The sequence below is a fragment of the Aureimonas jatrophae genome (assembly GCF_900104035.1).
GTDB lineage: Bacteria > Pseudomonadota > Alphaproteobacteria > Rhizobiales > Rhizobiaceae > Aureimonas > Aureimonas jatrophae.
Genome location: NZ_FNIT01000014.1, coordinates 48,922 through 61,520, shown reverse-complemented (window position 1 = coordinate 61,520; position 12,599 = coordinate 48,922). Strand labels below are relative to the sequence as shown.

Annotated in this window: 12 protein-coding genes; 9 read left to right on the top strand and 3 right to left on the bottom strand. The window is 65.0% G+C overall.

The genetic code is table 11. The features are described 5' to 3' along the window. The first annotated feature begins 49 nt into the window (after positions 1 to 49). The 8 genes from BLQ76_RS19855 (at position 50) to hisN (ending at position 7,741) form a co-directional block, all read left to right on the top strand. Positions 50 to 1,345, top strand: coding sequence for an ABC transporter substrate-binding protein (locus BLQ76_RS19855; RefSeq protein WP_090676854.1), 1,296 nt, complete (start codon positions 50 to 52; stop codon positions 1,343 to 1,345). Between the two features lie 65 nt (positions 1,346 to 1,410). After that, positions 1,411 to 2,283 (top strand): carbohydrate ABC transporter permease, encoded by an 873-nt coding sequence (locus tag BLQ76_RS19850; protein WP_210285984.1) that lies wholly within the window; start codon positions 1,411 to 1,413, stop codon positions 2,281 to 2,283. Then, positions 2,283 to 3,095 carry a carbohydrate ABC transporter permease gene (locus BLQ76_RS19845; RefSeq protein ID WP_090676850.1) on the top strand — a complete coding sequence of 271 codons (813 nt, stop codon included), beginning with the start codon at positions 2,283 to 2,285 and terminating at the stop codon, positions 3,093 to 3,095. Before BLQ76_RS19850 ends, BLQ76_RS19845 begins: the two co-directional genes overlap by 1 nt. 11 nt (positions 3,096 to 3,106) lie before the next feature. Further along, complete coding sequence (locus BLQ76_RS19840; protein WP_090676848.1) at positions 3,107 to 4,204, top strand: ABC transporter ATP-binding protein; 1,098 nt, start codon at positions 3,107 to 3,109, stop codon at positions 4,202 to 4,204. A 70-nt stretch (positions 4,205 to 4,274) separates the two neighbouring features. Beyond that, a complete protein-coding gene (locus tag BLQ76_RS19835; protein WP_090676847.1) occupies positions 4,275 to 5,300 on the top strand; it encodes an SIS domain-containing protein in 1,026 nt (341 codons plus the stop codon). After that, the gene (gene nagA, locus BLQ76_RS19830) at positions 5,300 to 6,454 is read left to right on the top strand and encodes an N-acetylglucosamine-6-phosphate deacetylase (protein ID WP_342028268.1); all 1,155 of its coding nucleotides are present in this window, start codon (positions 5,300 to 5,302) and stop codon (positions 6,452 to 6,454) included. Before BLQ76_RS19835 ends, nagA begins: the two co-directional genes overlap by 1 nt. 202 nt (positions 6,455 to 6,656) lie before the next feature. Continuing rightward, positions 6,657 to 6,956, top strand: a complete 300-nt coding sequence (locus tag BLQ76_RS19825) for an MFS transporter (RefSeq protein WP_090676844.1) — start codon at positions 6,657 to 6,659, stop codon at positions 6,954 to 6,956. Next, on the top strand, positions 6,953 to 7,741 hold the full coding sequence (gene hisN, locus BLQ76_RS19820; protein WP_090676842.1) for a histidinol-phosphatase: 789 nt from the start codon (positions 6,953 to 6,955) through the stop codon (positions 7,739 to 7,741). The genes BLQ76_RS19825 and hisN overlap by 4 nt, the downstream gene beginning before the upstream one ends. A gap of 321 nt (positions 7,742 to 8,062) precedes the next feature. Here hisN and BLQ76_RS19815 read toward each other — a convergent pair whose 3' ends face one another. Further along, positions 8,063 to 9,541 carry a PAS domain-containing protein gene (locus BLQ76_RS19815; protein WP_090676841.1) on the bottom strand — a complete coding sequence of 493 codons (1,479 nt, stop codon included), beginning with the start codon at positions 9,539 to 9,541 and terminating at the stop codon, positions 8,063 to 8,065. A gap of 323 nt (positions 9,542 to 9,864) precedes the next feature. On the opposite strand from BLQ76_RS19815, the gene BLQ76_RS19810 reads away from it, so the two are divergent. After that, positions 9,865 to 10,773, top strand: a complete 909-nt coding sequence (locus BLQ76_RS19810) for a Dps family protein (protein WP_090676839.1) — start codon at positions 9,865 to 9,867, stop codon at positions 10,771 to 10,773. A gap of 583 nt (positions 10,774 to 11,356) precedes the next feature. Here BLQ76_RS19810 and BLQ76_RS19805 read toward each other — a convergent pair. Beyond that, the gene (locus tag BLQ76_RS19805; RefSeq protein WP_090676838.1) at positions 11,357 to 11,992 is read right to left on the bottom strand and encodes an alkylhydroperoxidase domain protein; all 636 of its coding nucleotides are present in this window, start codon (positions 11,990 to 11,992) and stop codon (positions 11,357 to 11,359) included. Then, positions 11,989 to 12,588, bottom strand: a complete 600-nt coding sequence (locus BLQ76_RS19800; protein WP_090676836.1) for a CMD domain protein — start codon at positions 12,586 to 12,588, stop codon at positions 11,989 to 11,991. The genes BLQ76_RS19805 and BLQ76_RS19800 overlap by 4 nt, the downstream gene beginning before the upstream one ends. Positions 12,589 to 12,599 lie beyond the last annotated feature (11 nt).

The following is a 12,599-nucleotide window of genomic DNA, read 5'->3' as shown; positions in this document are numbered from 1 at the left end:
GCGCAGTCCAGCCACGGGTGGCAGTGCCACTTTCAAGAGGAGTTGAAGCATGATCAGCAGGCGTAACCTTTTGGCGGCCACCGCGGCGGTCGGCATCCTTGCGGCGTTCCCGCGGGCGTCCGTGGCGCAGGACAAGCCGTTCGACGGCGTGCAGCTCTCGGTGCTGATGGAAGGCCATCCGACCACCGACGCCATCGGCAAGATGCTACCGGAGTTCAAGGAGGCCACGGGCATCGACGTCGCTCTCGAGGTGGTGCCTGAGCAGGACATCACGGCGAAGACCCTTCTCGAGTTCTCCTCGCGTTCTGGCCGCTATGACGTCGTCCAGAACAACATCATCTACGTTCCGGGATTCGTCGCTTCGAAATACATCGTCCCCATGGACGAGACGCTGGCAAAATATCCGCAGTATTTCGACAAGGCCGACTTCGTTCCCGGCTACTTCAACACCAATGTCGTCGATGGGAAGACGTACGGGCTTCCCGTGTATGGCGAGAGCACCTTCCTGATGTATCGGAAGGACCTCTTCCAGGAATACGGACTGTCCGAGCCCAAGAGCTTCGAGGACATCGAGACCGCGGCCAAGACGGTCTCCGAAAAGACAAACAAGCAGATCGCCGGCATCACCATGCGCGGCCAGCAGGGCATCCAGGGCGTCTATGTCTGGGCAGCCTACCTTTGGGGTTTCGGCGGCTCGTTCCTCGACGCTTCGGGCAAGTCCGCGCTCGCGACGCCCGAGGGGACCGCGGCGCTCGAAGCCTTCACCAAGGTCCTGCGCGACTACGGTCCGGTGGGCGTCGCCAACTTCGGCTGGGAGGAGAACCGCCTCCTGTTCCAGCAGGGCAAGGCCGCGATGACGCTCGACGCCACCGTGAACGGCGCATTCAACGAGGATCCCGCCGTGTCGACCGTCGCTGGCAAGGTTGGATACGTTCCCGTACCGATGAAGTCGTCGTCGCCGAAGGGCGGCTCCTCCTCGCTCGCAGTCCATAGCCTCTTCGTCAACGCCGACTCGCAGAACCAGGAAGCCGCCGCCGTCTTCGCGGCCTGGGCGACCGCGAAGGAGCAGCAGCTCAAGTCGCTTGAGACTGATCCGAACTCCGGCGTCACGTCGCTGGCCGCGCTCAACGGCGAGTCCTTCGGCAAGCGCTACGGAGCCTTCAAGGACGCGATGCTCGCCGCGATCGACCAGGGCAACCCGCAGTACCTCCCGACGATCGATAAGGCCAACGAGGTGATCAACAACACCGGCATCGCGGTCTCGAAGGCCCTTGCCGGCGCCGAGAGCGCGTCCGATGCCCTCAAGGAAGCCGATACGGCCAACAACGCCGCGCTCGCCCGCTGATCCCGGATCGACGGGGACCGGGACAGCTTCGTCCCGGTTTCCCTCGTCAACGCAAGGTGCCTCCCTTGACGACACTCGCCGATCCGACCCGATACTTCCACCGGCCGATCGTCGCCGCTCTCGGCGTCGTGTCCGTGATCCTGACCGCTTACGTTGTCTGGCTGACGCTCCGCGACGTCTCGCTGTTGCGAGCGGGGCAGGACGCCTTCGTGGGCACGGCCAACTACGTCCGACTGTGGAACGATCCGCGTGCCATATCAGCCTTGGTCCGAACCGTCTTTTTCATGATGCTGGCCACCGGCATTGAGGTTGCACTCGGCTTGGCGATCGTTCTCTTCCTGGATCGCAACTTCGCATTCAAACGCCTCGTCCGGGCTCTCTTGCTCGTTCCGATCATCATGACCCCGGTCGTGGTCGGCCTGACGTGGCGGTTTATCTTCGATCCCGCGACGGGCATGGCGAACTACTCGCTGTCGCTTTTGGGGCTGGGGCCGGTCGACTGGCTCGGCAGCACCGACGTCGCCCTTTTCTCGGTCCTCATCGCCGACGTCTGGCAGTGGACGCCCTTTGTGGTCCTCCTGGTCATGGCTGGCCTCGAATCCGCTCCCACCGACCCGATGGACGCGGCGCGCGTCGACGGTGCCCGGGAGTGGCAGGTGACCTGGTACATCCTCCTGCCGATGCTGCGCAGGGTGCTCGCGGTCGTCGCGCTGATCCGGGCGATCGACTCGATCAAGGCCTTCGACCTCTTCTACATCATGACCCGCGGCGGACCGGCGCTCTCGACGGAGACGCTGAACTACTACGGCTACGTCGCCGCCTTCACGAACTTCGACATCTCCTACGCCCTGACCATCGCCTTGGTGCTGACGGTGTTCACCAACGTCGCGCTCCTCACGATGTATGGCGTCCTCTTTCCCAAGTCCGGAGAGCGCTGATGCTGAAGCGCATCCTCTTCTACGTCGCACTCGCCCTCCTGATGGCGGCCGTCTTGTTCCCGCTCTACTGGGTGGTCGTTACTTCGTTCAAGACGAACCGCGACGCCTTCGCGATCCCGCCCGTCTGGTTCTTCGAACCGACCATGGACAACTACCGAAAGATCCTCGCCAATCGGGGCTTCCTGACGGCCTTCGCCAACAGCTTCGTGGTCTCGATCGTTTCCAGCGCCATCGCTGTGGCTATCGGCGCGGTGGCAGCCTACGGCCTCGCATCACAGGACGCGCCGTACCGACGTTCCCAGGAGAAGTTTATCCTGACGCTTCGCATCGCGCCGGCGCTTCTCTTCGTGATCCCGGTCTACTTCCTCGCCACCCGGATCGGCGCGCTCAACACGCATTGGCTTCTGATCGCTGTCTACGCCTTCATCAACGTACCCTTCGCGATCTCACTGCTCCTGACCTTCTTCGCCGACGTCCCGAAGGAGCTGCGGGATGCTGCCCGAGTTGACGGGGCCCGTGAGTTCACGGTGTTCGCCCGCGTGTTTCTTCCGGCGGCCAAGGGCGGCATCGTCGCCACGATGATCCTGTGCGTCCTGTTCACCTGGAACGAGTTCTTCATCGCCCTCGTCCTGTCTGGACGCAGCACCCAGACGCTGCCTGTCAGCATCACGTCTTTCCTCACGTTCCAAGGCATCCAATGGGGGGCGCTGACTGCTGCCGGCAGCCTCATCATGCTGCCGATGATCGTTCTCGGGCTCCTTGTCCAAGGCCAGATCGTCCGCGGCTTGACCCTCGGCAGCGTCAAAGGTTGACGGAACCCATCATGGCCAAGCTCTCGATCCAGTCCGCCCGCAAGTCCTACGGCGAGATGCCGGTCCTTCAGGACGTTTCCATCGATGTCGATGAGGGCGCGTTCGTCGTCCTGCTCGGACCTTCGGGGTGTGGGAAGTCCACGCTGCTCCATGCCATTGCCGGCCTGCATCCGATCGACTCCGGGCGCATCCTGATCGGCGACAACGATGTGACGCAGCTCGCCGCCCGCGACCGCGACGTAGCGATGGTGTTCCAGTCCTATGCGCTCTATCCGACCATGACGGTGGCGGACAACATCGGCTTCCCGCTCAAGATGCGGGGCACGAACAAGGTCGAGGCCCGCCGCCAGGTCGACGAGGTCGCCCGGCTCCTCCAGATCGAGCCATTGCTCGCCCGCTACCCCCGCGAACTCTCGGGCGGTCAGCGCCAGCGCGTGGCGATCGGTCGGGCGCTCGTGCGCGACCCCAAGCTTTTCCTGTTCGACGAACCCCTGTCGAACCTGGACGCGGCACTTCGCACGGACCTGCGGGCCGAGATCAAGCGGCTGCACCAGACGATCCGGCGTACGATGGTCTACGTGACCCACGATCAGATCGAGGCGATGACCCTCGCGACCAAGATCGTGATCATGAGCAAGGGTGTCGTCCAGCAGGCTGGCACGCCCGCCGAGATCTACCACGAGCCGGTCAACCTCTTTGTCGCCCGCTTCATCGGATCCCCGGCCATGACGCTTCTGAAGGGGCGCATCGAGCCGCTGACAAGCGGATACGGCTTCCGCATCGCGAACGGTGACGGCGACGCTTTGTCTGACGCGATCCATCTCCCGAACTCCGATGTGCTACGAGCACTTCAGGGACGCGAGCTTCTCGTCGGCGCCCGTCCCGAGAACGTCGACGTCTCCGCGTCGTCCTCGGCAGGTCCGACCGCAGTGGTCGATCTCGTCGAGCCGACGGGTCCCGATGATATCGTAACCCTCAAGATCGGGAGCCAGACTTCGATCGTCCGGCGCCCGGCCGGGGCGGTGTCGCAGGGACAGATGGTCCGCGTCCATTTTCCCGCAGACAAGGTCATGCTGTTCGACCCGGCATCCGGTCAGCGTCTGCTCTGAGGACGCACCCATCGAACATGCCCGACGCGTGGGCGGTGCCTTTCCCAGGTCGACGAACGAAGGAATTCCCATGCAGACGCCGACCTTCATGCAGCGCGAGGTCGAGGAGACGCCGGAGGCCATCGCGAGGTTGCTGGCGCAGTCCGGCGAGCAGTTGCGGGAAGCCGGAAGGCTCCTCCGCGATCTCGACCCTCGGAGTCTCGCGACGATCGCACGCGGCTCGTCCGACCACGCCGCGACCTTCTTCAAGTACGCGACCGAGATCACGATCGGGCTGCCCGTCGCCTCGCTCGGTCCTTCGCTCGCATCGGTCTACGGCACGCCTCTACGGCTTGCGGGTGTTGCGGCCGTCGCGATCTCGCAGTCGGGTCGCAGCCCCGATATCGTCGCCCTTCTTGAGGCGGCCCGGGCGGGGGGCGCCCGGACGTTCGCCCTGGTGAACGTGTCGGACTCGCCCCTGTCCAAGGCGGCCGATCTCGAGATTCCGCTGCGGGTCGGACCGGAGCTGAGCGTCGCGGCAACCAAGAGCTTCGTCGCATCGGCCGTCGCGGCGGTCGCGCTTCTGGCCCATTGGCGCGAGGACGCAGCTCTCCTGGCGGCGATCGAGGCGTTGCCCGATCGACTGGCAGAGGCCCTCGACATGGACTGGTCCGCAGCCATCGGGCCCTGCCGGACCGCTACCTCGCTCTACACGACCGGACGAGGTCCGGGCTTCGCGATCGCCTCCGAGGCGGCGCTGAAGATGAAGGAGACCTCGATCCTTCATGCTGAGTGCTTCTCGGGCGCCGAGATCGTCCACGGGCCGGTCTCCCTGGTCGGGGAGGGCTTCCCGGCCTTCACCTTCCTTGTGGACGACGCCTCCCGGCCCGGCATGCAGGACCTCTGCCGCCGGCTCGACGGGGCAGGCGCCCGTCTTTTCGCGATCGGCGAGAGCCCGGTCGGGACGAGGTTGCCGCATGCCGAGACAGGCCATCCCCTGACCGAACCCCTGTCAATGATCCTGTCCTTCTACCGCTTCGCCGAGTCACTCTCACGGGCCCGGGGGCATGATCCCGACAACCCGCGTGGTCTGCGGAAGGTGACGGAGACGGTCTGATGGATCGCTTCGCCCTGGTCGGGGCTGCGGTGTTCGACGGAAAGGCGACCCGCGACGAGGTGGCCGTCGTCGTCGGGAACGGTCTCGTCGAGACGGTCCGTCCCGTCGCCGATCTTCCCGGTGACCTACGCCGCGTCGAGCTGGACGGCGGCCTGCTCGTCCCCGGCTTCGTCGACATCCAAGTCAACGGCGGTGGCGGTGTCCTTCTGAACGAAACTCCGACCGTCGAGGGCGTTCGTGCGATCTGCGAGGCCCACCGACACTTCGGCTCGACGGCCCTCCTGCCGACCGTGATCACCGATCGTCCCGAGGTCACCTTTGCCGCGATCGAGGCGGTCGGCGCCGCAATGGAAGCGGCTGTACCTGGTTGCGTCGGCATCCACGTGGAGGGTCCCTTCATCTCGGTCGCCCGCAAGGGCGCCCACGATCCCGCCCTGATCCGGGCGATGACGGACGCGGACGTCGACCGCCTCGTGGCGACGACCGTTCGACCACTGCTCTTGACGGTCGCGCCTGAGAGCGTCTCGAACGAGCGGATCGCCCGGCTCGTCGCAGCGGGCATCCTGGTCTCGCTTGGTCACAGCGACGCGGACTTCGCGAAGGCGACGTCCGCCTTCGAGGCCGGTGCCCGTTGCGGCACCCATCTGTTCAACGCGATGAGCCAGCTCGCGCATCGCGAGCCCGGGCTCGTTGGGGCGGTCCTGGATCGGGACGACGTTTGGTGCGGGATCATCGCCGACGGGCACCACGTCCATCCGTCCGCCATCGGGGCTGCCCTGCGTGCCAAGCGCGGCGTCGGTCGTGTCCTGGCGATCACGGACGCGATGCCGACGGTCGGCGTGGCTGACGACGTGTTCTGGCTTAACGGGCGTCGGGCGACGCGTCGCGACGGGAAGCTGACGCTCGACGACGGAACGCTCGCAGGTTCGGACCTCACGATGATCGGCGCCGTGCGCTACCTGACCGACGTCGTCGGCGTTCCCTTTGAAGAGTCGCTGCGCATGGCATCAACCTATCCCGCCCAGTTCCTGCAAGACCGTGCGCGCGGCCGTATCGAAACAGATCGTCGCGCTGATTTTGTCTGGTTGGATGGCAACGGCGAAGTCGGGGGGACCTGGATCGGAGGCGGAGTTCGTCGGGTTTCTGCCTCGTGAGGGCGTAGGCTTCACCATCGAATGCATGAGGCATTCGGATCGGTCCAAAGCGGAAGGATCGCTTCCGAGCGTCCGCTTCGTCGAAAAGGATCGGCGCGACCCGGCTACAGCATGTTCGCCATCGAACTGAACGGGGATGCCGTAGTCGCGCGGTTGGGCGATCGACAAACGATGCCTCGTTGCTGTCTTCGGCTACGTCGTCATGCTGATGGCGGCGGCAGTGCCGCTCGCGCTGGTCGGCATCCTGTTGATCGGCTGCGGCGTCTCGAACGCCGTCACCTTCCTGTTCCGCCGGGCCGTCACGCAGACCGCGATGCCCGCCGGCCTTTCAATCGTTGCCGTCACGACGATCGGCTATGAACGCATACTCGTCGGACCCGCCGGAATGGACTTCGTCGCCAGGGGGATCGGGCTCGCTGCGACCTTCTGGTTGCTGGCAGCTCTTCTCTGCCTGATGCCGCTGTGCGCGCGGACCGCAACATCCTTTGGAGCGAAACGATGAACCTGCGCGATGCCGACTTCCTCCACCGCTTGGCCGACATCGCCGACGCCGAGACGTTGCCGCGCTATCGCACCGATCTCATCGTCGATACAAAACCCAAGGAGGGCTACACCTTCGATCCCGTCACTGAGGCGGACCGCGAGGCGGAGATCGCGATCCGGGCGGCGATTGGTGATCGGTTTCCCGACCACGCCATCCTGGGCGAGGAGATGGGTCTGACGGGCAGCGGACGCTATCGCTGGGTGCTCGATCCCGTCGACGGCACGCGCCCGTTCATCTGCGGCCTGCCGGTGTGGGGCACGCTGATCGGGCTGACGATCGATGGCCGTGCCGAGTTGGGGATGATGAGCCAACCGTTTACCCGTGAGCGGTTCTGGGCCGATCACGACGGTGCCTGGACGCAGCGTGACGGTGTGCGCCAGCGGCTCGCCACTCGCGACGTCGGCAGTCTGGATCGTGCGATCCTCCACACCACCTCGCCGGACCATTTCGGCGACGAGCTGGCCACAGGCTTCAAACGGCTGTCGGCGGCGGTCCGAATGACCCGATACGGCGGCGAGTGCTATGCGATGGCTATGATCGCGGCGGGACGGATCGACCTGGCGTTCGAGCCCTCGCTCCAGCCCTACGACATCGTCGCGCTGATCCCGATCATTGAGCGCGCTGGCGGTGTCGTCACGCGGCTGGATGGTGCACGGGCCGAGGAGGGTGGTCCCGTGCTGGTCGCTGCCACGCCGGCGCTCCATTCGGCAGCCCTGCGGGAGTTGCGTGAGGCGATATCCTGACTGCTCTTTGCCCGACCCGCCAGGGAGGTCGGAGCATGCCGTTCCGTATCGACCTCAATCGGCCAAGCTCCTGCCGTCTCAATATCCGTCGCGAATGACTGCTTCAGGAAAGGCGATTAGAGCGTCGGAAGGGCGATAAGGGGTCGAAAACGGATGGACGGCTTTCGGGTGTCCGCTTCCTCAATGCCGATCGGCACGCCCGGGTGGAAACCTGCCAGTCTGCTTTGAGTTGGCTTACCTTCTCTAGCGAACATTGCAGCTAGAGCGATCACGTATGCGTCAGCGCGGCGATCGGAAGAGGCATGTTGTGTAGGGGAAGCCCTAGACGGGCGCACCCTCGACGATCCCGGAAAGGCCAGCTTGGAGGCAGTATCGCAACCCCATCGGCCTGTAGTCCGTCGTCGCCGTGCCGTTCAACTCCAACGGCAGGGCACGTTCCAAGACCCTCGATCCAAAGCCCCGCCGCATTGGAGCGGCGACCGCCGGTCCATCGCTCTCTTCCCAGCACAGCTCGAACCTGTCGTTCAACGCCCCATCGATCTTCCACATGATCGAGACAGACCCGTCCTTGGTCGAGAGCGCACCGTACTTGGCCGCATTGGTCGCAAGTTCGTAGATCGCGAGCGTCACCGTGGTCGCAACCCGAGACCGGAGACGGATCGACGGGCCGGTTACGCTGATCCGCCCATCCCCTGCCATCAGAAACGGCTTGAGGGCGTTCGCGATGAGCTGATGAAGGTCCGCCGACGTCACGGCATCGCTCAGAAGCACCTCGTGGGCCGATGCGAGAGCCTGAATGCGACTGCTCAGGATCTTGGCCGCTTCCTCGAGGGATGGGGCGGACTGCAAGGTTTGGCTGATGATGGATTGGACGTTCGCCAACGTGTTCTTCACGCGGTGATCGAGTTCCCCCGCCAGCAGCTCGCGGTGTTCGTCGGATCGCTTTCGGGCGGTGATGTCGATCGACACGCCAGCCATACCGATCGGTACGCTGTCGACATCGCGGTTCACCTGACCGCGCACCTCCACCCACCGAACCTGACCGTCCGGTGCCACAGCCCGGTACTCGATGCCGAACTCCCCTCCGTCGTCGGTGATCGCAGCGTTGAGCGCTTCCTGCCATCGTAGAAGGTCGCCCGGGTGGATCGACGAGACGAGGTCGTCGTAGGTGAACGTGTCGGTCGGCCCGCGACCAAAGTTCTCCTTGCATCGTGCCGACGAGACGAGGCGGCGGTCCTTCAGGTCGAGCGTCCACGCTCCGAGGCGGCCCGCTCCCAACGTGAACCTCAGCCGATCCTCGGTGCGCGCCAGATCGTTGATACGCCGCTCGATCTCGTGCTCTAGGTTGGCTCGGTCCTGTTGAACCTCCGCCAGTCGGTTGCGCTCGGGCGTCACGTCGAACTGCGAGGCGAAGAAGAACGCCGCCACGCCGTCGTCGTCGAACACGGGCGAGATCAGGACGTGGTTCCAGAACGTGGACCCGTCCTTCCGGTAGTTCAGGATCTCGGTCTCGACCGTCGTTCGGTTCGCGATCGCTTCGCGGAGTTTGGCGACGTCGTCGGGGTTCGTGCCCGGTCCTTGCAGGAAGCGGCAGTTCCGGCCGACGCACTCTTCGCGGGTGTAGCCGGTCAGCCGCTCGAACGACGCGTTCACGAAGACGATCGGGTTGTCGTGCTTCAACGGGTCGGTGATGACCATCGGCATGCGGGTGGCACGAACAGCCGCCGCGAACGGGTCTCTGGAGGCCGACGAGCGACCGATCTCGCCTTGAATGCGATCCTGTTCGAACCTGTCCGGCACGTGTTTCCGTTTGCTCCCCAAATCCGAACCGCAGGCATACCCGACACCGTTCTCTCGCGCACCAGGTTTTGGCTCAAACCCAGAACGGATGGGCGATCCTTGCGCTCACCGCCTTGCATGTCGCCGGCGCGCTCAACCACCAGTTCATCCGGCGCGATGGCCTTCTGAATCGCATGTGGGTGTGGTGAAGCAAGGCGCCTTCCGATGAGAGTTACGCCCTCGACGAAGGCACCGACGAGCCTCCTGTATACGCTTTCGTATAGGGGCAACCCGGTCGGCGCTGGGATGCTTGTGAGGGCATCCTCTTAAGCCAAGGCGATATCATGCGCACGACGCTCCTGACCGCATCTCTGCTACTGGCCTGCCTATCGGGCGCCGCCTATCCGGCGCTTGCCCAGACTCCACCGCCGCCCGCTCCGCCCAAGCCGTCGCCAAACCAAAGCGCTCCTGCCAACCAGAGTTCGTCCCCAAGTCAGGCCTCGTCCGGCGACAGCGCATCGTCCGGGAAGGAGGCGATTGAGGCGGCAACCTCTTCGCAAGGGCGCGACCTAGCCCCTGCCTTGCGGCGCGTCGGCGCGGACGGGTCCAGCTCGCCGGACGCCTCGCTCGCCTTGCCGCAGGACCAGGCGCCGTTTCCCAACAATCAGGTGAGCTCGGCCCCGTACATATCGCCCAACGGCGGGGAGGAAGGACTGAAGGCCTCGGTCCGCTCGCTTCAGAACACCCTGACCGAGCTCCAGACGTTGCAGCTCCAGACCAAGCAAGCCCATTGGAACGTCAGCGGTCCGTTCTTCTATCCCCTGCATGAGCAGTTGCAGGAGCAGTACGAGACCTGGAGCAAGCTCGCCGACACGGTGGCCGAGCGGCTGCTCGCCATCGGCGTCTCGTCGGACGGACGAGCGACCACGATCGTTCAGACCTCATCGCTGCCGGAGTTCCCGGGTGGTTTCGTGGACGACGCCGAGGTCGTGCGCTGGTTCACGCTGGCCTACAAGCAGGTCGGCGAAGAGGTGCGCGGTGGCATCCTGGCGTCCGAGGAGAACGATCCCGAGACCTCCAACATCCTTCAAGAGGTCGAGGGCAGCCTCGGAAAGTACCAGTGGATGATGCGCTCCTACGTCCAGTCGACGCCGACCGACCAGCGCAACGGCGAGATCCTGAACCAGGGTAAGGCGATCGACATTCCCGCCAACACCGCGCCGACACAGCTCAACATACCGACCGCGCAGTAGGCTCAGCGTAGGGCAAACCATACGAAGGCTTCCCCGGACTCCAACGTCCGGGGCGGCATCTGCCGCGGACGGCAGGGTCGCCCCTTCCCAACACAAAGGGTCGGCAGTCTCAAGCCTGGGTGGTCCTCACCCCGGCCTGCTCTAGTGCGGGGGAGCATAAACACCCGCTGCGCTTCCGCGACGTCCGCTTTCGGCGTCGCGCGCCAACGTGCTGGACGTCTTGGAAGGGTCGAAGGTGGCGGTATCAACTCCGGACGTCTGAGTGTTGGAGAGGGTTGCCAATCCCACCTATGAGTACGTGGCGGCGGGAGGGTGCCGCGGCTTCGACATTCTGATCGCGCCAAGCGGCAGATTCCGAATACTCCATACGCAGGTCATGCCGAACTCCAGCGCCTCGGTTGGTTCCGCTCGCAATGCGGGTGCCACACGCTGAGAGAAGACCTTATCAGGCTGATCGACTCTTCCGGAACTCAGCAATCTCAGCTTGACCCGCTGAATTTCCGAAAAGCCGTTCGATTGAGCGGCCGATCGCAGCGAAAGGAAGGCGGAGTTTCCAGATGGGGAGTCGCCGTGGGCGGCGCCTTCAGTCCTTTGGTGCCTCACCCTCAGGCTCGCCAAGCGAAAGCATCAGTCGGTTGGCCCAGTTGAAGAAGGCGCTCGCGAAGATAAGGTCGGCTACTTCGTCGTCGCGCAATCCGACCTGCCGCAAGCTGACAACCGCATCGGTGCCGAAATCGGTCGGCGTCCGCGTCAGGTGATCGGCCGCGGCGATGACCGCATTCCATCGTGGATCGAGGTCCACCGACACCCCTTGCTCGAGCAACCGGTCGACGTCCTCGCGCCGGCCCGAGTGCCGGGTCGCGAAGCGGGCGTGGACGGAGGCGCAGAAGATGCAGCCGTTGACGCGCGAGACGGCGGTTGCGGCCAGTTCCCGTTCGGCACGCGGCAGGCCACCGTCCGCGTTGTAGAAGATGTCCTTGTCGGTGCGGGTGCGCGCGCCCAGCACCTCGGGATCGCGCGCGAGCAGCCGAAAGTAGGGGGACTGGGCCCGGCTTTTCTCGGTCAGGCCTTCGTAGTGCCGCTCGGTCAACTCATCGAGCTTGAGGGGCGCGAGGGCCGGCAGCCAGTTCAATTCGTCCTGCGTGAAGCGGCTCGGTTCGCGATTGTCCGGATGGCTGACAAGAACGGAGGCATCCGAAGCGGCGACGGGAGCGTTCATGCGGCTTCTCCGGCTTGGACCAGCGCGCGCAGTCCGATCGCAGCGCGGATCTGAAAGGCAAGAAACGAGACGAGTTGCGACAGGGTGACGATCCCGTCCGCACTCCAGCCCGCGGCGACCAGGCGGCCCAGCGCCTCGCCCCTGGCGTCACGCGGGTGGAAGACCAGAAGATGCGCGTGCTCCAGCGCGGCAGCGAGACGAGTGCCGAGGCGTGCCCGTGCGTCCTCGCCCACGTGATAGACCGGCCCGTCCTGATCCTCGCCGCTCAACGGGCCCGGCGGGTAGTTGCCATAGGGACCTTCGGCTGATGCCTCCTGCACCTCCGCTTCGAGCGCGCGTCTCAGGTCGGGCGCACCAAGGAGGTCGACGTAATGCCGGGCGATAGGGTCGTCCCGATGGAGAAGCGCGACGAAGGCGGCCACGGCACGGCGCTCCTCGAGGCTCACGTCGCTCGGATCGGCGGGATGAAGCAGAAGCTCGTAGCTCCGCTGCGCATTCTCGCGTGCGACGGATCGCTTGGCTCGGATGGCGTCCAGCGCGGAGCCGGCGCGAACGCCCGCTAAGGTGTCGATGATGTCGGCGGATGGTTGGCTCATGGGTATCTCGT